At 54.7% G+C, this 21,032-nt stretch carries 18 protein-coding genes and 1 pseudogene; 11 read left to right on the top strand and 8 right to left on the bottom strand.

Translation table 11 applies throughout. The features are described 5' to 3' along the window. Positions 1-92 precede the first annotated feature (92 nt). Both CL546_RS03445 and CL546_RS03440 read right to left on the bottom strand, forming a co-directional pair. On the bottom strand, positions 93-1,292 hold the full coding sequence (locus tag CL546_RS03445; RefSeq protein ID WP_290493030.1) for a fatty acid desaturase family protein: 1,200 nt from the start codon (positions 1,290-1,292) through the stop codon (positions 93-95). Between the two features lie 10 nt (positions 1,293-1,302). After that, entirely contained in the window at positions 1,303-2,421 is a 1,119-nt protein-coding gene (locus CL546_RS03440) for a ferredoxin reductase (RefSeq protein ID WP_290493029.1), read from the bottom strand. 778 nt (positions 2,422-3,199) lie between these two features. Here CL546_RS03440 and CL546_RS03435 point away from each other — a divergent pair. Further along, positions 3,200-3,616, top strand: coding sequence for a hypothetical protein (locus CL546_RS03435; protein ID WP_290493028.1), 417 nt, complete (start codon positions 3,200-3,202; stop codon positions 3,614-3,616). Positions 3,617-3,725: 109 nt separating this feature from the next. Here the strand turns inward: CL546_RS03435 and CL546_RS03430 are convergent, their stop codons facing one another. Together CL546_RS03430 and CL546_RS03425 are read right to left on the bottom strand one after the other, a co-directional pair. Next, on the bottom strand, positions 3,726-4,946 hold the full coding sequence (locus CL546_RS03430) for a c-type cytochrome (RefSeq protein ID WP_290493027.1): 1,221 nt from the start codon (positions 4,944-4,946) through the stop codon (positions 3,726-3,728). Continuing rightward, positions 4,943-6,820 (bottom strand): NAD(P)-binding protein, encoded by a 1,878-nt coding sequence (locus CL546_RS03425; protein ID WP_290493026.1) that lies wholly within the window; start codon positions 6,818-6,820, stop codon positions 4,943-4,945. The genes CL546_RS03430 and CL546_RS03425 overlap by 4 nt, the downstream gene beginning before the upstream one ends. Positions 6,821-7,115: 295 nt before the next feature. On the opposite strand from CL546_RS03425, the gene CL546_RS03420 reads away from it, so the two are divergent. Continuing rightward, positions 7,116-8,180 (top strand): NAD-dependent epimerase/dehydratase family protein, encoded by a 1,065-nt coding sequence (locus tag CL546_RS03420; RefSeq protein ID WP_290493025.1) that lies wholly within the window; start codon positions 7,116-7,118, stop codon positions 8,178-8,180. 368 nt (positions 8,181-8,548) lie between these two features. On the opposite strand, the gene CL546_RS03415 is transcribed toward CL546_RS03420, so the two are convergent. Beyond that, positions 8,549-9,256 carry an FMN-dependent NADH-azoreductase gene (locus CL546_RS03415; protein WP_290493024.1) on the bottom strand — a complete coding sequence of 236 codons (708 nt, stop codon included), beginning with the start codon at positions 9,254-9,256 and terminating at the stop codon, positions 8,549-8,551. A gap of 122 nt (positions 9,257-9,378) precedes the next feature. On the opposite strand from CL546_RS03415, the gene CL546_RS03410 reads away from it, so the two are divergent. Next, a complete protein-coding gene (locus tag CL546_RS03410; protein WP_290493023.1) occupies positions 9,379-10,347 on the top strand; it encodes a LysR substrate-binding domain-containing protein in 969 nt (322 codons plus the stop codon). Between the two features lie 108 nt (positions 10,348-10,455). Here CL546_RS03410 and CL546_RS03405 read toward each other — a convergent pair whose 3' ends face one another. Next, complete coding sequence (locus tag CL546_RS03405) at positions 10,456-10,875, bottom strand: CBS domain-containing protein (RefSeq protein WP_290493022.1); 420 nt, start codon at positions 10,873-10,875, stop codon at positions 10,456-10,458. 243 nt (positions 10,876-11,118) lie between these two features. On the opposite strand from CL546_RS03405, the gene CL546_RS03400 reads away from it, so the two are divergent. The 8 genes from CL546_RS03400 to CL546_RS03365 all read left to right on the top strand — a co-directional run bounded on the left by CL546_RS03400 (position 11,119) and on the right by CL546_RS03365 (position 19,450). Continuing rightward, positions 11,119-11,967, top strand: a complete 849-nt coding sequence (locus CL546_RS03400) for a class I SAM-dependent methyltransferase (protein ID WP_290493021.1) — start codon at positions 11,119-11,121, stop codon at positions 11,965-11,967. Positions 11,968-12,255: 288 nt separating this feature from the next. Next, positions 12,256-13,029 (top strand): DUF2726 domain-containing protein, encoded by a 774-nt coding sequence (locus CL546_RS03395; RefSeq protein ID WP_290493020.1) that lies wholly within the window; start codon positions 12,256-12,258, stop codon positions 13,027-13,029. A gap of 171 nt (positions 13,030-13,200) precedes the next feature. Further along, positions 13,201-14,394: an antiviral reverse transcriptase Drt3a gene (gene drt3a / locus CL546_RS03390; protein ID WP_290493019.1), complete on the top strand. Its 1,194-nt coding sequence runs from the start codon at positions 13,201-13,203 to the stop codon at positions 14,392-14,394. After that, positions 14,385-16,385, top strand: coding sequence for an antiviral reverse transcriptase Drt3b (drt3b, locus tag CL546_RS03385; RefSeq protein WP_290493018.1), 2,001 nt, complete (start codon positions 14,385-14,387; stop codon positions 16,383-16,385). Before drt3a ends, drt3b begins: the two co-directional genes overlap by 10 nt. A 399-nt stretch (positions 16,386-16,784) precedes the next feature. After that, a complete protein-coding gene (locus CL546_RS03380) occupies positions 16,785-17,438 on the top strand; it encodes a glutathione S-transferase (RefSeq protein ID WP_290493017.1) in 654 nt (217 codons plus the stop codon). A gap of 160 nt (positions 17,439-17,598) precedes the next feature. Further along, the gene (locus CL546_RS03375) at positions 17,599-18,450 is read left to right on the top strand and encodes an ion transporter (protein WP_290493016.1); all 852 of its coding nucleotides are present in this window, start codon (positions 17,599-17,601) and stop codon (positions 18,448-18,450) included. Between the two features lie 459 nt (positions 18,451-18,909). Then, complete coding sequence (locus CL546_RS03370; protein WP_039926096.1) at positions 18,910-19,176, top strand: type II toxin-antitoxin system ParD family antitoxin; 267 nt, start codon at positions 18,910-18,912, stop codon at positions 19,174-19,176. Then, entirely contained in the window at positions 19,166-19,450 is a 285-nt protein-coding gene (locus tag CL546_RS03365) for a type II toxin-antitoxin system RelE/ParE family toxin (RefSeq protein ID WP_007149134.1), read from the top strand. The genes CL546_RS03370 and CL546_RS03365 overlap by 11 nt, the downstream gene beginning before the upstream one ends. 138 nt (positions 19,451-19,588) lie before the next feature. On the opposite strand, the gene fadA is transcribed toward CL546_RS03365, so the two are convergent. Then, positions 19,589-20,764 carry an acetyl-CoA C-acyltransferase FadA gene (gene fadA, locus CL546_RS03360; RefSeq protein WP_007151209.1) on the bottom strand — a complete coding sequence of 392 codons (1,176 nt, stop codon included), beginning with the start codon at positions 20,762-20,764 and terminating at the stop codon, positions 19,589-19,591. Between the two features lie 27 nt (positions 20,765-20,791). Further along, positions 20,792-21,032 (bottom strand): annotated as a pseudogene (gene fadB / locus CL546_RS03355) (fatty acid oxidation complex subunit alpha FadB); the annotation flags it as partial.

The following is a 21,032-nucleotide window of genomic DNA, read 5'->3' as shown; positions in this document are numbered from 1 at the left end:
GTAAGGTATCCGGCTGCGTCATGGAGGAGCATACCGGAAAAAACGCAGGCCCGGTGCAGCCCGTTGAATGCACCGGGTCCGGCAGGTCAGGTTCAGGAAGGTGTAGCCTGGCTCTGGCTGCCTTCGTAGGGTTCGCCACCGCCGGGAAAGGCCAGGCGCAGGTTGTTCAGCCAGGTGGTGCCGAACTGGCGGAACAGGGAGGCGCTGTTGTACGGAATGCTGTAACGGTCTGCCAGCGCCCGCACCCGGGGGGCCACTTCTTTGTAGCGGTTGCTGCACATGTCCGGGAACAGGTGGTGCTCAATCTGGTGCGACAGGTTGCCAGACAGGATATGGAACAGCTTGCTGCCCTCGATGTTGCAAGAGCCCAGCATTTGCCGCAGATACCAGCGTCCGCGGGTTTCGCCTTCGACCTGCTCAAGGGTGAAATTATGCGCTCCGGCGGGGAAGTGCCCGCAGAAGATAATGGTGAAGGCCCAGATGTTGCGAATCAGGTTGGCCACCGCATTGGCGCCGGCCACCATGCCGAACACCAGCAAGGGCGAGAAGGGCACGTAGAAGGAAATCGGAATCGCCACCAGTGCCGCCGCCAGGGGCCAGGCAATGTAGTCCTTGGCCACCTGTCGCCAGATCTTGTAGCCGATGCGCTTTAACAGGGGCGTAAAATCCTTCAGCTTGTTCTTGCCTTTCAGGTGGTCGTCGATGGCCTGCTCATGAATGGCTACGCCTTCCTCGAACAGCAGCATTAGCAAAATGAAATAGATCGGCTGCAACAGATACGCCGGCTTCCATTTCTGCATGGGGGTCACCCGCATGATGCCGTAGCCCACATCCAGATCTTTTTCCAGCACATTGGTCCAGGTGTGGTGCACCACATTGTGCGAATGCATCCAGCGGTCCGAGGGGCTCATGGTGTCCCATTCCCAGGTGTTGGACTGGATTTCCGGGTCCTTCATCCAGTCCCACTGGGCGTGCAGCACGTTATGGGCGATTTCCATGTTTTCCAGAATCTTGGCGATACCAAGCGCGAACACGCCCAGACCCATGATAGTGAGCGCCAACGGCCAGGTCGCCAGCGCGTGCCCCCAGGCGGGAATGAAAAACAGCGACAGGTAAATCACAAAACGGGAGCTTACCGCCATGGTGCGCTGGGTCTTGATCACCTTGAGGATATAGGCGCGATCGCGGTCGCCCCGGGAATCAAACACCTCGTTGCGAATGGCTTCCAGCTCGTTGCCGAATTCTTCGATCTGTTCGTCGGTCAGGTCGACCGGGTATTGATGGGTTTTCATTATTATTCCCTCACAAATCCAGTTCGCAGTCGCCGGCGGCGGCGCAGATGCAGGTTTGTACAATGCTGCCTGCTTCGTTCAGCACCTCGCCGGTGCGCAGGTCACGCACACACCCGGACACCAGGGTGGTGTTACAGGTATGGCAGATCCCCATGCGGCAACCGTGGGGCGGGTTCATGCCGGCCGCCTCGGCCACTTTCAGCAGCGGGGTGTCGCTGTCGCCGTCGGCTTCCACATCGCTCTGGGCAAAGCGCACACGGCCACCCACCGCATCGGCGGGCACTTCGGGAAAGGGCGCGCGGAATCGCTCCACATGCAGTCGGCGGCTACAGCCCGCCTCGGCCATGCATTGCTCAATCGCTTCCAGTAGGGAAGGGGGGCCGCAGGCATACACATCCCGGTCTTTCCAGTCCGGACAGAGCGCATCCAGTTGGGCGGCGGAAAACCGGTTGCGGCTTGGGTCGTCGCCTTCGCGGCTGTAAATCAGATGTAGGTGATAGCGATCGTTGTAGCGATCCATCGCCTTCAGTTCCTTGCCCAGCACCACATCAAATTCGTGTGGCGCATAGTGGATATGGTGAGTATCCGGCAGGCGCCCCTGGGCAATCAGGCTGTTGATCATGCTGAACGCGGGGGTGATGCCGCTGCCTGCGGTAATAAACAGCGGCTGGATCGGCTGAGCATCGGGCAGATAGAAATCGCCCTGTGGCAGGCCGATGGGCAGGTAATCGCCCACCTTGATATTGCGCACAATGTGGTGAGAGATTGTGCCCTTGTCGATGGCCTTCACCGTGATGGTGAAGCAGTCGTCCTCCCGCTCCGGCGGTGAGGAGATGGTGTAGGTGCGGGTGTAATGCTTGCCGTTGGCAGGAATCCCTACCCGCACATGCTGACCGGCACGGTGGCCCCGCCAGTTCAGGCCGGGCCGCAGGGTGAGTGTGCGTGCGTCTTTGGTTTCATCCCACACTTTGACTACTCGGGCCTGCAGCTTGTGAGTGGTCCACAGCGGGTTCACCAGTTCCAGGTAATGGGAGGTGCGCAGTGGCCAGGCAAAATAATCGGTGATGGTACTCAGTCGAGACCAGATAGACGGTGATGCACCTGGCTCTGGCTGGGTGGGTTGACGCATAACGGTTCCTCTTTCGTTGTCATTATTCGAGGTTGTCGCTAACCCGGCATGCAGGCTTGCACTGCAAGCGGGGGCATGGCGTGAGCTGTGCTGCCAGGGCTGGCTGCCACAGTCCGTTCTTGTCCGTACGTTCCCGGTAAAGCCGCATCCCGGAACGTTTGAGTATCCTCTTCTACCAAGTCCGCAGGCCAATGGCCTTAACCGAATCTGTACGCAAACCCTGTGTAGAAGAACAATGTTTACGCTGCGTTAATGAACATGTGTTCACATTGAGCTTTAGCGTAAAACTACTGCTGCCATGCTGTCCAGCCTTTCTTTATGAGCGGTGTGAGCTTTCACCGGTGGCACGCCTGTGTGCGCGCCTGTCGGGGCCGAAAACAGGGAGGAATGGTTAAGTTCCTATGGGAAAGTAAGAGAAGGCTTACAGACGTCGATTAAAGATGTGGTGATAATTTGATCATCTGCTACGAAGAATTGCTGAAGAAAGTGCCCCGTATGGATTCTTACCGTGGCAGGGCAAGTGTTCACTAAAGGTGATAAAGGATGCATTTGCGCCTTGCCTGAATCTGAACACAATGAAATCGAATACTGCTGCTGATTCCTCGTTTGCCCCGGCCTTGGCCGGGGTTTTTATTATCCGCAATGCCGCCTCTGTTTGATTCTTTGGCCCGTTCATAAAAACCAGGATGAGCTCCGCGATTTGGCTCTCACGTTTTTCTGTTGTGGGCTATGCTAGCGTCTATCTGCTGATCTGATAGCACAATCCGACGGAGATTCCATGGTTAACCCAAAACAACAATGGCTGCAGGCCTTCACCGGTGGTTTTGTCGCCACTCTGCTTTTTCATCAGGGCGTGCTGGCTCTGTTCTGGCTGGGCGGTCTTATTCCTTCCTTTCCGTGGAACATGACCCCTGTGCCGCCAGTGGGTGTGCCTCAAGTGATTTCCCTGGCCTTCTGGGGTGGTGTGTGGGGTTTGCCGGTGTGGTGGGTTATCCGCCGTTGGCAGGGCATGAAATTCTGGCTCAGCGCCATGGTCATCGGTGCCATCGGCCCGACCTTGGTCGCCATGCTGCTGGTGTTCCCCATGAAAGGCCTGGATGTGAATGCCACCAAGGTGGTGGGTGGTCTGATCGTCAATGCCGCCTGGGGTCTGGGGCTGGCCGTCTGGATGCAGTTCAACCGATCGCGTCAGTAATGCATGGTTGCTGGCTGGCGATTGAAAGCGCCCCTCTCCAGGGGCGACGTCTTGATCAGAATGGCGTTTCTTATCGTTTTCGGTGTGGCCTTTGCCTGCCGTTTTCGTTTCAATGGCGAAGCGCCTTCACATCCTTTTCCTGAATGGAACTTGCCTGGTTCCCCCATCGGGTTCGCAGGTAATTGACCAGTGCGGCTACCTGCGTGTCGTTGAGTTGCCAGGCATAAGCGGGCATCTGGTAGCGGATGCTGTCTGCTGGGGTGGCCGGGCTTTCCACCCCCTGGAGAATGACGTTAATGACCGAGTTGGGGGATCTGGCCACAACAGTGGGATTGGAGGCCAGGGCCGGGGTGACTCCCGGGTATCCCGCGCCATTGTCACGGTGGCAGGTGGAGCAGTACTCATTATATAGTTCCGCGCCATTGGTCACCGGTTCCTTGACGGTGGTGGAGACACTGGTATGTGATGTGCCCAGTGATTTCAGATAGACCGCAATGGCGTTCAGGTCGCGGTCGTGCAGATGAGCCGTGCTGTGAGTAATGACGTCAGACATAGAGCCAGACGTGGACCAGCGCCCGCCAGAACCACTTTTCAGGAGGCTGACAAGCTCCGGTATCGACAAGCTACCGACTCCTGTTTGCCAATCGCCACGTAAATCCGAAGCCCACCAACCCTCCAGTTCTGCACCGCTGAGGAAGGCGTCGTCACTGTTATCCAATGCTTGTTCCTGAAACGCGATGCCGCGTGGGGTATGGCAGGCGCCACAATGGCCCAGCCCTTCAACCAAGTAGGCTCCGCGGTTCCATTGTTCACTCTGTTTACTGTCCGGTTGGTAGATACCGTCTTCCAGAAACAGACCTTTCCAGAAGGCCAGCGGCCATCGCATATTCAGTGGCCATGGAATGTCGGCGTTCTGGTTTTCCTGCACAACCGGGGCTACTCCTTCCATAAAATAGGTGTATAGCGCAGCCATATCTTCGTCAGTTATTTTGGCATAGGACGGGTAGGGCATGGCCGGGTACAGATGGTCGCCGTTTCTCGCTTTGCCCTCGCGCAGGGCGCGGGAGAAATCCTCAAGGGTATAGTGGCCAATTCCGGTTTCCGGATCGGGTGTGATATTGGTGCTGTAAATTTCACCAATGGGGGATGCCATGGCCAAGCCGCCAGCGAAATCCTCGCCGCCGGGCACGGTGTGGCAGGCTACGCAATCCCCGGCGCGTGCCAGGTATTCGCCGCGTTGCAGCTGCATGTCATCGGCGGCTTGCAGGCTGCTCGCCGCCAGTCCACCGGATAGCAACAGGGTATACTGGATCAGAGTAAGGCGTTTCATGATGCCGCCTCCGTTGGCGTCAGCTCATTCACTGCCCGCCAGGCCTCATCAATCGCCGCGTGCATGTAGGGGCTCCACCCTGAATCAGAGTTGGCAATGCTGACTTGGCCGACCGGTTGCCGTGCTCGTTGGATTGTATTGGCAGCCTGATCGCTGCTATCAAAAAGGCTGGTTTCCTCATAACTGTAGCCGTGGGACCAGCGATTCACGGTAATGGCGACGATCAGTGGGTCGAGCTCTTCATCCACGGTGCCAAGAATGGCGCCCAGTTGCTGGCGGATCTCTGCTTCAACGTCCTGGTAAGACATACCCAGCAGCTTGGCCCGGCCCATACGCAGCTGCTGGCGGACATCCAGGCCGGTGTTTGCTACGGTCGGTACCTGCACCATGTGCACGACGATGGGATCATCCGGCGACCGGGCGTGGTTATACCCGCCCATGCTGACCGGGTAATCCAGTTTCACCAGGCTGTACGGCGCGGTCGGTGCATAGAGCGAATGCACTCCAAGTTTCTTGAACGCATGCCAGTTCTTCAGGACCACCTTGGCGTAGACCAGCGGCGCCTTTACGTTGCGGTGCAGGGCCTGTTTCTGCTCGTCGGGTAAGGAAGGCATGATGGATGGGATCATCATGTTGTAGCAGGCGAGCACACACTGTTTGCCCTGCACCCGGTAGAGTTCTCCATCGTTCAGGTAGCCAATATCCACCGGGCCGCCGGGATTACCTACATGAACTGCCGTGCTGTTCAGGCGCAGGCGTACTGCGTTATCGGGTTGGTCCAGTTTACTGTAGTCGAAGTTGGCCATCACGATATCGTCCATGCCCTGGCCGGGGGCCGCATCCGGAATCAGTGCGCGTACCAGCAGGCGGGCAACAGACGCGTTACCGTCCGGGAAATGATAAATATAAGGCTCATCAAGTTCGGCCTGCACATCGGCGCCAGCTTCAGGAAGCCCCATGGCGTCAAAGCCTGGGTAACGGGTTTCATAGGCGTCAATCGCGGCGATCGCATCCACCCCATAGCCATAGAATTCGTTACTCATGGAGCGGAAATACAGCATGGCGTGGTCGCTGAGTCCGACATGTTTCTTCAGAAACGTGGTGTAACTGATTGTGCCCAGATACGTCTCTTTTTCCTCAGTGCTCATGTCGGGCAAATAGTCGGGAGGGTCCAGGTGGAGGGAGATCAACGCCTTGCGGTCTTCTTCTGGCAACGGGAAGTCGTTGATGTACTGCTCTAGTGGTCGGCTGTTCAGTAGGCCTGGCAGTAAATCATCCGCAATGCCCATTTCCGGGCTGCCGCCTACCACTTTGTTTTCCCCAAAATGAGCATTGTCAAAGAATGCGCCCCGGCTCAAACCCTGTTTGAAGTAGAAATCCCGATCGAAATACTTGAGGAAACGATCTTCTTCCACGCCCAGCTCTTTCAGCAAGCGGTTTACCTGCGGGCTGAACAGAGCCTTGGGGGACTGGAACGATTCGCTGCCGCCGTAGGTCAGCAACGTGTGGCCATCGTGGTGGAATTCGTTGCGTTTGGCGTGGCCGCCAAAGTCGTCGTGGTTGTCCAGAATCAGTATTTTGGCATTGGGGTGTTTCTGGCGATAGAAATAAGCGGTTGCCAGGCCGCTGATGCCGCCGCCAACCACAACCAGATCATAGGTTTCTCGAACGGACAGCCCGCCCACCGGGAAGCGGTGCCCTTCACGAGCCACCTTATGGGCAGATTCAAAAGAACCGGGATGGTTACCACGCATGCCGGTAAGAATCGGTGGGTAGTAGCGGGCGGGGTCGGCGCGTAATGCCTGCAGCGGAGTAAACCCGGCTGCAATGGTCAATGCCACGCCATTGAGAAAATCCCTTCTCGTGATCGCCATTGGGTCGTCCTTGTCCGCAAAGTGTCTTTCCTTTATATCATTACGACTTACAGGGTCAATGTAATGGTGCGGGCCAGGAACAGGGCAATCGTTAGTTCATCCGTTTTTACCGGGACACAGAATGTACCCTTAAGGGAGTACGCTTGGTAAAGCGTTACAGGGTTAGGGGGCGCGGCTTGGTGATAGCCGGGACATCGGTGAGCGGTTTGCGGGGCAAATGGCTCGAACGGCTCTAGCCAGGCCATTGGCACATCGTGGTAGCGTTAGCCCTCTTTTTTTATGGCAGGAGCCAAGCATGCCCAGTAACACCCATACCGTGATGATTACCGGCGCCTCCGGCTATATAGCAGGCTGGATCGTCAAACTCCTGCTGGAAGCGGGTCACACCGTGCATGCCACCGTTCGTGACCCGAACAAGGCCAGCAGTGTGGCCCACCTCAACGCCATCGCCGACAAGACGCCCGGCACCCTGAAGCTGTTCAAGGCAGATTTGCTGGATGCAGACAGCTTCGATGCGCCCATCCAGGGTTGCGATATCCTCATGCACACCGCCTCGCCGTTCGTGCTGGAGGGCTTTACCGATGCCCATGAAGCGCTGGTACGCCCGGCAGTGGAAGGCACCCGCAATGTGCTCAATGCCGCCAACCGCTGCAGCACCCTCAAGCGGGTGGTGCTCACCAGCAGCGTGGCCTCCGTGTACGGTGACGCCACCGACATGAAAGGCAAGAGCGCTTTCACGGAAGCGGACTGGAACCGCACCAGCAGCGTCGACCACAACCCGTATCAATATTCCAAGGTGGCTGCCGAGCGCGAAGCCTGGAAAATTCACGATGCCCAGAACGGCGATGCAGCCAGTCGTTGGGATCTGGTCACCATTAACCCGGGCATGGTCTACGGCCCGTCGCTCACCAACGCCAGTAACTCCGCCAGTATCGGCACCCTGCTGGACATGGGGCGCGGCAAGCTGCGTACCGGTGTGCCGGACCTGGAATACGGCATGGTGGATGTGCGCGAAGTGGCTCAGGCGCATCTACTGGGCGCCTTTAATCAGGATGCCGAAGGCCGCTATATTCTGGTTAGCGAGTCGGTCACCATGCTCGACATCGCCGCCATTCTGCGCAAGCAATTTGGCCGCAAGTATCCCTTCCCGATGATGAAGGTGCCCAAGCCGGTAGTCTGGGCGGTCGGCCCGTTCATGGGCCCGGTGACTCGCAAATTCATCAGTCGCAATGTGGGTTACCCGCTGCGCTTCGATAACAGCCGCAGCAAAGCGCTGGGTGTGAACTACCGCGCAGCCAGTGAGACCCTCAAAGACCACTTCGAGCAGGTGCTGGAAGATGGCCTGGTAAGGCGGCGTTGAGGAACCTCTGAATAACTCCTTGCGTGCTCAGCGTGACCTTAAGCGTGCAGCTGTTGTGCCTTGTCTCGACAGACAGGGTGGTTCCCTTTCTTAGAGGCAAGGCGCAGCAGATGTGCGCTTAAAGCCGCGCCCTCCGGGTCTTCCAAGCTGGCCCGCACTCGTTGTTGCGCTTTTTCGATGGATGGACATACACCTTCAAAAGCGCGCCTAGATTGCGAACCAGCCTGAAAGACTGAGTACACAAGGAGTTGTTTAGAGGTTCCTTAAACCCGAAAGGGTAATGTCACCGATCAACTTGCATGACGAGTGGCCTGCCATCCCTGGCGCGGGCTTTCGTCATGCAGGTATTTTTCCCTCCGATGCTTAAATCAGCCCAGCGCGTAATCTGCTTGCGGCGTTTCGCTGGTAGCGCTTTGCAATTGCTCCACCAAGGCATCCACCTCCTGCTCGGCCTGACGAATCGACGCGGTCAACCGTTCCCCGCCTTCTTCCTGATGCTCAACCGCAATGGAGTGAATGCGGGTAATGCCGATAAACTCCAGCACGGTAGTGAGGCCCGGTTCCAGGTGATTCAGGTGGGCCAGATCGCCGCCGGGATTGAAGCCCGCGCCACCCCGTGACGACAGGATGACCGCGTGGCGAGGGCGATCCGCCAGCAGTGGGGTGTACGGATCCTCCGGCCGGGTTTCGTCATACTCCACCGTGCGGCCCATGCGCACTATCTGGTCCACCCAAGCCTTCAGCGCAGCGGGCATACCGAAGTTATAAAGCGGCGCGCCGATGACCAGCACATCTGCCGCAATCAGCTCCTCAATTAACCGGTCGCTTTCGGCCAGCACGCCTGCCATCCAGGGCTGCTGATGGGCGGCGGGCGTAAAGGCCGCTTCGATCCAGGGTTGGTCGATAATGGTCGGAGGGGCAGCGCCCAGATCCCGCTGGGTGACGGCGGTGTTCGCCGAGGCCGCTTGCCAGCGGCTGGTGAAGCGTTGCGTCAGGCGGCGGCTGATGGAGCCGTGGGCATCTTGACCGGCAAGGCCGGGGCGGGCGCTGGCATCCAGTTGCAGAAGGTGAGTCATGGGTGGCTCCTTGTTTTGTGAGTTGAACTCATTCATCGTTAAGTACAAGACAAGCCTAGTGCCGCCCAATAAGGCGCCACAAACGATCATTATTTTCATTAATGGATGAGTTAAATTCAGTCATGAGCCCTCGCCGGTTACCGTCTCTTTCTGCCTTGCGTGCTTTTGAAGCCGCCGCCCGCCATGAAAGTGCCAAGCAGGCCGCCAGCGAGTTGTCTGTGACGGCCACGGCCATCAGCCACCATATTCGGGGCCTTGAGGAATCGCTGGGTGTGGCGCTGTTCGTGCGCAAGCCCCGGCAATTGTTGCTGACACCCCAGGGCCGGGAACTGTTTGTGTCACTGGAGGCCGCCTTCGACAGCATTGGTGACGCGGTGGACCGTGTGAAAGCGGCGCCGACCCGGCTGGCAGCAACGCTGTCCACCACGCCAGCGGTGGCGGTGCGCTGGCTGTTGTCGTGGGTCTGCATACTGCGTGATGCGCACCCGGAAATAGATCTGCGCATCCATGCCTCCCATGAACCGGTTGTCCTGGACGGGGTCACCGCCGACCTGGCCATCCGTTATGGCGATGGCCACTGGCCGGGGCTGGTGGCAGAGAAGCTGTTCGATAACACCTTTATTCCGGCCTGCAGCCCTTATCTGAAACTGGACGACATGGCGGACTTAATCGACCACCCCCTGATTCACTTTCGCCCACACGGTGCCTTGGCGGCTCCCATGGACTGGGCCGGTTGGCAAAAACGGGCCCAGGTGGCGGGGCTGGATGTCAGCGCTGGGCTGGTGTTTTCCGACGAAACCCACGCCATCTCCGCCGCCATCGGCGGGCAGGGCGTGGCCCTGATGAGCCGAACCCTGATTGCCGATGAACTGGAAGAAGGGCGACTGGTTCAGCCCTTCGGCCCGGAACTGGAGGGCAAACCGTTCTATCTGGTGTACCCGGAAAATCGGCGGGATGACCCGGTGATTAGCGCGATCCGGGATTGGGTGATGGAGGTACCGGGCGGGTTGTGTAACGGGCTCGAGCGGGGCGCCGATGCGTCTGAGTGGTTTGACTCGAAGAGTGCTTCACCGGGCCTGGATTCGCCTTGAATCATTGAACGATACCCGTCGCTTTTGCACCACAACGACACACCGGTGCGAGCATATTGAGCACCAAAAGTGCGCAAATCAGGCTGTTGAGCTGCGCCTAGCGGCAGGCTAGCCCGCCTTTTGACACAGCTCGGCCAGCTTCTGGTCCAGCATATTGAGGATGTGGCGGCGGCTGATCACGCCCACCACCTTGTTGGCGGCATCCACCACCGGGTAGATCTTGGGCTTGGCGGCCAGCATCTGCTGGGCCAGGCTTAGCACATCATCGGTGAGCGATACCGTCAGCACTTCGCTTTGCATCAAGTCCTTAACCGTGGCCACGCGCTGGTTGTGATACACCACCTGCAGCGCCGCCTGCAGGCATTCGCGCTCACTGATCCAGCCCACCAGGGTACCGTCGCCATCGGTGACCGGGCTGCCCAGCATGTCGAGCTTGATCAGGTTGCTGGAGGCTTCCACCACCGGCATCTCCGGGTGAATCGTCGCAAAACGCGTGCACATCAGGTCTTTGATGGATACAGAATCCATGGGGCTTACCTCTTGCTCTGGTTCGGGACCACAAAGGGTTCGGCCAGCACTTTCGCCGGCCACCAGGCAAGTTACTGCGGGAACCATGCCAACTTCCCGCAGACGATGCTGGCTCCCCTTTGTAGGAGCGCCACTTGAGGCGCGAACTTTTACTCCCCGCCAAAAAACGTTGCTTGATCTCAAGCCGATTTGAAGTGGCAAGCTAACCGCTAACATCAAGACAGCGCCTCCCGGAGAGTGAGCATGAACGGTTCAACAGAGACACCCGACAACCCGTCCACGCTGTGGAAAAGCGTGGGTGGGCGCAACTGGGTGGAATCCCAGCGGCTGATTGATCACCTGTTCAAACCCATCGAGGGGTTGCTGGCCAAGGCGGTGGAATGCCAATCGCCACAGCGCGTTCTCGATATCGGCTGCGGCACCGGCGGCACAACCCGTGCGATCAGCCGTTATACGCGGAGTGAGGGGCAGGCAACGGGCGTCGACATTTCCGAGGTCATGATTGAAGCGGCACGGCAGGCTATGAAAAAGAACGGCGCAGAAAAGGCGGGTGCGGAGTTTATCTGTGCCGATGCTCAGACCTTTGATTTTGGTGAAAGCCAGTACGACATGCTGGTTTCGCGCTTCGGCATCATGTTCTTTGAAGATCCCATCAAGGCCTTCCAGAACCTGAGGCGTGCCGCCGCCAAAGACGCCCCTGGGCTGTTCGTCGCCTGGCGCTCTCCGCAAGAAAATCCCTTCATGACCGCCGCCGCCCGGGCGGCCAAATCCATGGTCACGCTGCCACAACAAGCCCCGGACGCCCCCGGGCAGTTCGCATTCGCAGACGCTAAACGCGTGGAAAGCATTCTGGATTCAGCGGGGTGGAATCACATCAGCATCGAACCACTGGATTTCGAGTGCACCTTCCCCGAGAGCAAGCTGGTCGGCTACTTCACCCGCCTGGGCCCGCTCGGCCGCGTTTTCCCGGACCTGGACGAAAAGACACAAGCCCGTCTCATTACTGTGGTCAGAGACGCTTTCGAGCCCTTTGTGTTCGGCGATACCGTGAAATTCAACGCCGCCTGCTGGCAGATCAAGGCACGGGCATAGGGAAGAACCGCCACTCCACAAACCACCTGTAGGAGCCCCACTAGAGGGGCGAATCCTTACTTTTGCCGATGCCCCCAACGAAGAAACAAGGCCCCTGAAGCTTATTCATTTATTTGCGCCCGAAGATTGTGTACATTCGGAACTGGATCACAAATAGAAAGATACCAATAACAACGGCTGGCCAGGGTGGCACGGCCTGAAGCGTGACTCAGGGGAAGGGATGCCAGTCCGGTTATCATCATATTCAGCACCACTGCGCCCGTTTAACGCCAAACGGGAGATAAGCCTGTGGAATTAGGCGTTCTACTGGCTATCGCCATTGGCGTCATCCTGATCCTGGCCCAACAGAAACGGGCCGGCGGCGGAGCGTCTACCTTCGGCTATCGCCGCAAACCCTATCTGCTTTCTAAAGCAGGACGCTCCTTCTACGGCGTGCTTGCTCAAGCCGTGGGCGACAAGGCCCTCATCTTCTCCAAAGTCCGCGTCGCGGATGTGCTCGCTCCCCAGAAAGGCCTCAACCGGGCCAATTGGCAACGCGCCTTCAACCAGATTTCCGCCAAACATTTCGACTTTCTCCTCTGCGACCCACAAGACTGCGCCGTAAAACGGGCCATTGAGCTGGACGATGCCAGTCATGGTTCAGCCAAACGGCAGAAGCGCGATGCCTTTCTGGAACAAGCCTGTGAATCGGCTGGCTTGCCGCTACTGAGAATCAGGGCTGCCAGGGGGTATGGGGTGGTAGATATCCGTCAGCAGGTTGAGGCGATGCTTTTTCCTGTGCATCACGACTCGTCTCTGGAGAAACCGCAAGAGGTTGAAGGGCAGAGCGTTGAAGTAACGGCCAATGAGCAGGAAAGGGTAGATAACCAGACCGAGCCACAAGCAGGTAAGCCGATAGATTCCCTTACTGGTGTCGAAGTCGCTGCTCAACCCGTTGCACCTGCTTGTCATCAATGTGGTGAGGTAATGATGTTGCGGAAAGCTCGTTCGGGCAAGAATGCAGGGCAGCAGTTTTGGGGGTGTAGTGCATTTCCTAAGTGTCGGGGAGTGATGAGGTGCTGAGTCTTAGGCGCACGGGGCAAGATCTTACCCCAATGTTTCGGTTGCTGTATGTGGGGGGGATGGTCAGGGTCCGGCAGCAGTTGTTGTTGACGGGGAGTGGGGAATTGGTTTGTGGGGGAGTGCAATATATTTGCACGGAACAGGGGTTCAAATCAGCATTGCGGAATTGAAATGAGGAAAAAATATTATAGCGCTAAATCTCTTTCAAGAAACCTGAAAGGAAAAGACTTTGTTAAGTATCAAGACCTGCAGGATTCAGAGAAAAAAGATGAGTTTTTAGAAGCAGTGGAGTCCGAAATACTGGACCCGGATCTGGTTTCTTGGGGCTTGTCGGAAATACCAGGGAGAAAAGGCTTTTGCACCACTGATAACTACTCTAGCAGAGTTGTTATGAGGGCGATGTCTCTTGCAATTAGAGAGCAGGGGCGGATTGTCTATCCAAATAAAAATGATTGTGTGGCCGCACTATGTTCTTACCTTCAAACAGATAAGCCGGTTTCGTTTTTGAAAATTGATTTAAAAAAATATTTTGATTCCGTTAGTCATGAATCATGTATGAAGGTGGTTAATGATAATAAGGTAGATTTGCATACTGCTTCTTTAGTGCAGTCCGTGCTTCATTCGTATTCGAGTTTGGGTGGGGAAGGGTTGCCCCAGGGGTTGGAGGTTAGCAACCCTTTGTCTGAATTGTATCTAAAAGAATTTGATGATTCTCTAAATAGTATTGAAGGGCTGCTATATTGTAAACGATATGTTGATGATCTTGTCCTTATATTTCCTGATTATCCAAGTAGAAAGGATGCTATTAAGGCTATTAAATCTCGACTTCCTAATGGGCTAATGATAAATCAAAATAAAACATTTTTCATGCCGTTAAGTCCTAAAGATAATATTGATGCTTCATTCGATTATCTTGGTTACGGTTTTAATATTTTGATTAATTCGAAAGTGAAAAAAGTGTCGCTGTCGCTTTCGCAAAAAAGAAAAAAGAGAATGGAGACTAAAATATACAAGTCCTTTTTATCCTATGTGGGTAATAAGGATTACGGATTGCTTGTTGACAGGATTAGATTTCTTGCGACGAATCGACGGTTGATTGACAAGGGTGCTTCCCAATATCGGTTGTCGGGGATCTATTATGATAATTCACTTCTCACTTCTATGGATGATTTGATTTTCTTGGACAGGTTTCTGAAAAACACCCTTTTACATTCAGATTTGAATGGCGAAAAGGCTCGCTTTTCAATGAATAATAAACAAGTAAGCATGGTTCTTTATTACTCGTTTAAAAAAGGATTTCAGGAGCGACGATTTTCTCGCTTTAGTCCAAATCGTGCAGTGGAGATCACAAAGATATGGCGATAAAAAAAGGCTTCGTTAATCTTGATAAGAAAGACAATTTAAGGCCTGTCTTGACTGATACTGCGCCAGGCGATACTCCGATTGCTTTTTCAAATGACGGATTTTATTTGAATCTAAGAAAAGGGGCTGCGCTTCCTCCTCCGTTGAAGGCGATGACGGATTATCTGGTTAGGAATAAAAATAACTCGTTCAAGCCATATAAGTATAAAATTTTCAAAAACGATAAGGAGTTGAGAACACTTAGCCTTCTACATCCTTCCTCTCAGCTGATGGTTTGCGATTTTTATGAGAAATATTCACATGAGATTGTAGGTTCGTGTTCAAGAAGTGAATTTTCTATTAGATCGCCAAATAAAATTGGAAGCTCGTTCTTTGAAGGTAAAAGTTATAAGCAGAAGCCTATAAAGGAAACGGGAATCGATACTGTTGAAGAAGAGCTAAAGCTTAAATACGCGTCTTCATACTTTTCATATCGAGGGTATAGTCGCCCGCATTCTTTTTTTGAAAGTGAAGAGTATATAAGATTTGAGGAGTTATACTCTGAATTGAATATTATTGATGTTTCTCACTGCTTTTCTAGTATTTATACTCATAGTCTGGCATGGGCTGTAGAGGGAAAAGAGTTTACGAAAAAATACATGTCTTCGAAAACCCGTTTTACCGGTGGAAAAAGTTTTGTTGATGAATTTGATAAATGTATTAGGAATTCAAATGATCGAGAGACCAAGTCAATTCCGATTGGGCCAGAGGTAAGCCGTATTTTTGCTGAAATAATATTGCAGGATGTTGATGAGAAAGTCAGGGAGAGGGTGGTTAGTAAGTTTGGTTATAAATATAATGAGGATTATGTTGTTCGTCGTTATGTTGATGACTATTTTGTTTTTTCTCGTGGAAAGGAAGTTTCTGAGGCGGTTCTTACAGTTGTTTCCTCTGAACTCTCAATATATGGTCTTTTCTTAAATAGGGATAAAAGTAAGTGTTATTCGAGGCCTTTTTCTACAGATATATCTAATGCAGTCACAAAATGTAAAGATATTCTAGGTTTCGTAAGTGGTGAAATTTTCTCTAAGGAAAATATCGGTGAACTCCGATACATAAAAAGACCAAAGAGATTTTCGAAGAATATCATTGATAGACTGAAAGTCGTTTGTGCTGATCATGGTGGAAATTATAGTCTCATCTCTGGGTATATTATTTCTTCCCTGTCCTCGATAGCTTCCTCTATTTCGGGGAGGTATATGGAGGGAGGAGAGGTTTCTTTTAACTCATCAAAGAATGCTATTTATGCTATCTTCGATGTCATATTTTTTATGATGTCAGTCTCGCCGTCCGTTGCATCCTCATCCAAACTTTCTAAGTCTTTGCTTATTGTTGATCATAACATAGCTAATTGCATGATTGGTTTCTTGCCTGACTGGAGGCTGTATGTAGTTGAGAAAGTTAAAGATATGCGAGTTAGTCCTCTACCTATTCACGACTCAGATGGGTTCGTTTTTCTGGAAAGAATTAATCTTTCCATGGCTACGCACGCCTTTGACCCCTGCTTCTCATTTAAAGAAGAGTCCTTGACGCACTCAATAAAAAGGAATAACAGTTACTTTTCTTTGATTTCTCTTGTTTTTTATATAAAGGATAAATCAGGCTACGAAACATTGAGGCAGTGGGTCTCGGAAGTTATTAGGGATAAGCTGGTTCCTGAGGGGTGGGGCTCTTTGGGGAGGGGGGAGTTGAATAACCTCCTCGGTGGTATTCTTTCTTATTCAGAGAATATACACCTTCTATATGATCTCTTGTCATGCCCCTATATTGATGACGACCTGGCGGATGAGCTGATTAAGATTTATGTGCCTTTATTCAATAAGGATATAGATGTTTCTGAGCAGAGTTTGGAGGAATGTAAGCGGCAGCTCAGGTCGTCTTATTGGTTCGTGAAATGGGAAGATGTCAACTTAATAAAATTGCTGGAGCGAAGTGAGTTGAAACCAGCGTATTAATCATTATGATTGACTTGGGTGCCAGTTCCAAGATTACTTTGTACATACCCTGAAAAGTTGTAGCTGCTTATGCGGTCGCATCTCACTCAGACTGTACCTTTACTTGGCTAGAACGATGGTCGGCCGCAATCGACTGATCCCGGCTAAGTAGGCGTAAGCCACACACATGACGTTGAGGGCTGGTTACCCCTCCTCTCTCCCCGGTACAACTGGACGACACAACAGGACACCCATCAATTGGCAGTCCGGGAAACCCATGGGAAGCTGGGGTCAGGTCTTGCCCCGTGCGTCAACCCGTTACCAAAGGGGCCAGAAAATCTATCATTTAGCCGATGGTGAGCAAAAATATCGGTTCCTCGTTGCGCAAATACACCCCTGATCCAGTTGTGAACTATCGCTATGACGGCCTCACTTGATTGTCTGTATTCCTTCCGTCGATGTCCCTATGCCATGCGCGCCCGCCTGGCCATTTTGTTTGCGGGTTTGCCGGTTGAGCTGCGTGAGGTGACATTGAAGAACAAGCCTGCGCAGATGCTGGCGATAAGCCCTAAAGGCACCGTGCCGGTTTTGCAGCTTGCTGATGGTGCTGTGATTGAAGAAAGCCGGGACATCATGGTGTGGGCGCTGGAGCAGCAGGATCCGCAGGGGCTGTTAGACCCAACGGTCCTGGAGAAGGCCAATGCGCTGATTGAGCAAAATGATAATGAGTTCAAGTATTGGCTGGACCGCTATAAGTACGCCGATCGCCATGTCGAGATGACTCAGACCGAGTATCGGCAACGGGGAGAGGGCTTTCTTCAGGTTCTGGAGTCGTTGCTGGAGAGCCGCGCTTACTTGTTTGGGGATGCCCCGACCATCGCGGATATTGGTGTGATGCCGTTTGTCCGCCAATTCGCCCATGTCGATCGCGATGTATTTAGCCAGCTGCCTTACCCGAATCTGCAGCGGTGGTTACAGGGCTGGTTGGAACACCCTCTCTTTCTGCAAACCATGATCAAGCTGCCGGTATGGCAGGAGGGCGATGAGGTGGTGGTTTTCCCTGCTCGTCCCTGAGTGATGCCCGGGGGGGAGCTGGGCCTTGTCCCGTGCGTTAACCCGCTCGCAAAGGGTGCTGGAGCAGCGATCAACCGGCCCGCTTGCCCGACCGTGCGCTATCAATACCCATGGACAGATCAGGTATACTCGCGGCTTTTATCTCGTTGGGTGATGTTTCATGCAGGCCTCGTCTTCTTCCGTTCCCTCTTATGGCTGGCGCCAGCGTCTGACCGTTTGGCTTGAGTCCTCGTTATTCGGGAACAGCATTACCGCGCTGATTCTCCTGAACGCCATTATCCTCGGGGTGGAAACCTCCGCGGTGGCCCAGGAGCGGGCAGGGCAGTGGCTCACCCTGGTGAATCAGGTGATTCTGGTGGCGTTTACGGCGGAGATCGCGCTCAAGCTGGTGGCTTTTGGCCCGCGTTTTTTCCGCTCCGGCTGGAATGTGTTTGATTTCCTGATCGTCGCCATTTCCCTGACGCCAGCCTCCGGGCCTTTGGCCATCCTGCGAAGTCTGCGCATTCTGCGGGTGCTGCGCCTGCTGTCATCGGTGAAGCGGCTGCGTATGTTGGTGGAATCCCTGATGCAGGCATTGCCCGGCATTGGCTGGACGGCGGCGTTGTTGCTGATGATGTTCTACATCTTTGCAGTGATGGGCACGGAGCTGTTCGGTGAGGCGTTTCCACAATGGTTTGGCACTCTGGGCGCGAGCATTTATAGCCTGTTCCAGATCATGACCCTGGAAAGCTGGTCCATGGGGATCGCCCGGCCTGTGATGGAGGTCTATCCCATGGCCTGGATCTTCTTTGTGCCCTTCATTTTGATTTCCAGCTTTATGGTGCTGAACCTGTTTATTGCCATCATTGTGAGCGCGACTCAGGAAGTACACGAAAGCGAGCAGCGCGCCGAACGGGAAGCCAACAATCTGGTTGCCCACGATGAGCGCCAGGAAATGCTGGACCTGATGCGTACCATGCACGCAAAAATCGTGGCACTGGAAGCGGCCCAGCAGAACAAGGCCGATTCATAAGTCCGCCTGTGGCGGCGCCAGGGCCGCCACCTCAGGCCTGGGCTCAGGTCTGCACCGTATCGCTGCCTGGCCGAATCTCCCGCCCCGTTGCTTCGTTGAGTGCCTAGCTCGTCTGCGTTTCCTTGACCGCCTCCTGAAAAGGCGATGAGGACGTAATGTTCGAGGCGTTGAGCTGTTCCACAATCTTCTTGAGCTTGTTACCGAACAACAAGACATCCACAACTTGGCAAGTCTCCTACCGATCAGGTGGTGGCTGGCTGATGCCTGGCTACCCGTAGGCTCAGTATTCTGGGGCAATGGATCAGTATGGCGACGGTGACCTGAGCGGGCTATCAACAAGCCGCACCGGGCGACACGCCGTACTATCCTGGGATTGGTAGGCAGACGAGCGGCATTTTCCTGCCCGCGTGCGGATTTTATACTACCTGGTAGTATAAGTTCGTCTGCGTGAGGTTTCGTATGGCAATGGTGAAGAAGAGCATTACTGTGACAGAGCAGCAGGATAGCTGGATCAAGATCCAGATCGAGACCGGACACTACGGTAATGAGAGTGAAGTGGTGCGTGAGCTGATTCGCGAACGCCAGTTGCGCGAGCAGGAAGGTGCTCGTGAGGTGCAGGTAATTCGCGCCAAATTGCGCGAAGCGGAACAGGCTGGTTTTACGAGGCAGAGTTCTGATGAGCTGCTGAAAGAGATCCAGGACGGATTGGGAAGGGATGACGTATAAACTCAGTAATGCGGCCAAAAGGGATGTGGCTCGAATTTACTGGCGCGGTGTTGAGATATTTGGTGAAGAGCAGGCGGTTCGGTATTTTGAGGCTCTGATTCAGCGTTTTGAGCGTATCGCACAAGCACCTCGTCTCTACCCTTCGGTTGAGTATATTCAGGAAGGTTATCGTCGTAGTGTCTGTGGAGTGGATAGTATTTACTATCGAGTCAATGGCAGTGTGGTCGAAATCATGCGGGTGCTTGGGCGCCAAGACATTGATGAAAATTTGTAAGCCCAAAAAGAAAAACCCCGGCGGGTAAGCCGGGGTTTTTTGTTTCCAGTCCTGCCCTTGTGAGGCGGGCCGGAAAGGCGTTGCCGGGCCTGAGCGCCGAATTGCATCCGGCGTCAGGCTTTGGGCATCAGGCGTTTATCAAACCCGTTCAATGACGGTAGCGATACCCTGACCCAGGCCGATACACATGGTGGCAAGACCGATTTGGCCGTCTTTCCATTCCATGACGTTCAGCAGGGTGCCGGTGATACGCGCACCGGAGCAGCCCAGCGGGTGACCCAGGGCGATGGCGCCGCCGTTCAGGTTCACTTTCTCTTCCATCTTGTCGATCAGCTTCAGGTCCTTGGCCACCGGCAGGGACTGTGCAGCGAACGCTTCGTTCAGTTCTACATAGTCGATGTCGTCGATGGTCAGGCCTGCGCGGGCCAGCGCTTTCTGAGTGGCCGGTACCGGACCGTAACCCATGATGGCTGCGTCACAACCGGCAACGGCCATGGAGCGGATCTTGGCGCGGGGCTTCAGGCCGAGAGCCTGGGCACGCTCGGCGCTCATCACCAGCATGGCGGAGGCACCGTCAGACAGGGCAGAGGAGGTGCCGGCAGTGACGGTACCGTTGGCCGGATCGAAGACCGGACGCAGCTTCTGCATGTCTTCGATGCTGGCGCCGGGACGAATTACTTCGTCGATTTCGCACAGCACTTTGTGACCGTTCTGGTCGTGGCCTTCGATGGGCACGATTTCGTTGTCCCAACGACCCTGCTGGGTGGCTTCCCACGCCAGGCGGTGTGAACGAACGCCGAAGGCGTCCTGCTGTTCACGGGTGATGCCGTGCATCTTGCCCAGCATTTCCGCGGTCAGGCCCATCATGTTGGATGCCTTGGCAGCCACTTTGGACATTTCCGGGTTCAGGTCGATGCCGTGATCCATGGCCACGTGGCCCATGTGCTCTACACCACCGATAACAAATACATCGCCATTGCCGGTCATGATGCTTTGTGAGGCGGAGTGCAGTGCCTGCATGGAAGAACCACACAGACGGTTCACGGTTTGTGCAGCGCTGGTGCGCGGCAGACCGGCCAGCATGGAGATGTTGCGGGCGATGTTCATGCCCTGTTCTTTGGTCTGGTTTACACAGCCCCAAATTACATCTTCAGTGAGCTGGGTGTCCCAGTTCGGGTTACGGGCCATCAGCGCCTGGATCAGCTGGGCTGACAGTTTTTCGGCACGCACGTGACGGAACTGGCCATTACGGCTCTTGCCCATGGGGGTACGGACCGCATCGACGATAACAACGTCTTTAGGATTCAAACTCATATCTCTTAACTCCTGCTTGTCCGTGGCTTAGGCGAAGAAAGACTCGCCCTTGGCGGCCATGTCTTTGAGCATCTGCGGTGCTTCGTAGATGCCACCCAGGTGCGCGTACTTGTCACACAGCGCGACGAATTCTTTAACGCCAACACTGTCGATGTAACGCAGCGGACCGCCACGGAAGGGAGGGAAGCCGATGCCGTAGATCATGGCCATGTCGGCCTCGGCAGCGGAACCTACGATGTTGTCTTCCAGGCAGCGAACGGTTTCGGTG

The organism is Alcanivorax sp., from assembly GCF_002726155.1.
Taxonomy (GTDB): Bacteria; Pseudomonadota; Gammaproteobacteria; order Pseudomonadales; family Alcanivoracaceae; genus Alcanivorax.
Note: the sequence above shows the minus strand (reverse complement) of the source record. Positions and strands in the feature narration are given on the sequence as shown.

Bases quoted from the DNA above. Each gene is read 5' to 3' on its own strand.
- CL546_RS03445 (WP_290493030.1), bottom strand. From the start codon at position 1,292: ATGAAAACCCATCAATACCCGGTCGACCTGACCGACGAACAGATCGAA.
- CL546_RS03440 (WP_290493029.1), bottom strand. From the start codon at position 2,421: ATGCGTCAACCCACCCAGCCAGAGCCAGGTGCATCACCGTCTATCTGG.
- CL546_RS03435 (WP_290493028.1), top strand. From the start codon at position 3,200: ATGGTTAACCCAAAACAACAATGGCTGCAGGCCTTCACCGGTGGTTTT.
- CL546_RS03430 (WP_290493027.1), bottom strand. From the start codon at position 4,946: ATGAAACGCCTTACTCTGATCCAGTATACCCTGTTGCTATCCGGTGGA.
- CL546_RS03425 (WP_290493026.1), bottom strand. From the start codon at position 6,820: ATGGCGATCACGAGAAGGGATTTTCTCAATGGCGTGGCATTGACCATT.
- CL546_RS03420 (WP_290493025.1), top strand. From the start codon at position 7,116: ATGCCCAGTAACACCCATACCGTGATGATTACCGGCGCCTCCGGCTAT.
- CL546_RS03415 (WP_290493024.1), bottom strand. From the start codon at position 9,256: ATGACTCACCTTCTGCAACTGGATGCCAGCGCCCGCCCCGGCCTTGCC.
- CL546_RS03410 (WP_290493023.1), top strand. From the start codon at position 9,379: ATGAGCCCTCGCCGGTTACCGTCTCTTTCTGCCTTGCGTGCTTTTGAA.
- CL546_RS03405 (WP_290493022.1), bottom strand. From the start codon at position 10,875: ATGGATTCTGTATCCATCAAAGACCTGATGTGCACGCGTTTTGCGACG.
- CL546_RS03400 (WP_290493021.1), top strand. From the start codon at position 11,119: ATGAACGGTTCAACAGAGACACCCGACAACCCGTCCACGCTGTGGAAA.
- drt3a (WP_290493019.1), top strand. From the start codon at position 13,201: ATGAGGAAAAAATATTATAGCGCTAAATCTCTTTCAAGAAACCTGAAA.
- drt3b (WP_290493018.1), top strand. From the start codon at position 14,385: ATGGCGATAAAAAAAGGCTTCGTTAATCTTGATAAGAAAGACAATTTA.
- CL546_RS03380 (WP_290493017.1), top strand. From the start codon at position 16,785: ATGACGGCCTCACTTGATTGTCTGTATTCCTTCCGTCGATGTCCCTAT.
- CL546_RS03375 (WP_290493016.1), top strand. From the start codon at position 17,599: ATGCAGGCCTCGTCTTCTTCCGTTCCCTCTTATGGCTGGCGCCAGCGT.
- CL546_RS03370 (WP_039926096.1), top strand. From the start codon at position 18,910: ATGGCAATGGTGAAGAAGAGCATTACTGTGACAGAGCAGCAGGATAGC.
- CL546_RS03365 (WP_007149134.1), top strand. From the start codon at position 19,166: ATGACGTATAAACTCAGTAATGCGGCCAAAAGGGATGTGGCTCGAATT.
- fadA (WP_007151209.1), bottom strand. From the start codon at position 20,764: ATGAGTTTGAATCCTAAAGACGTTGTTATCGTCGATGCGGTCCGTACC.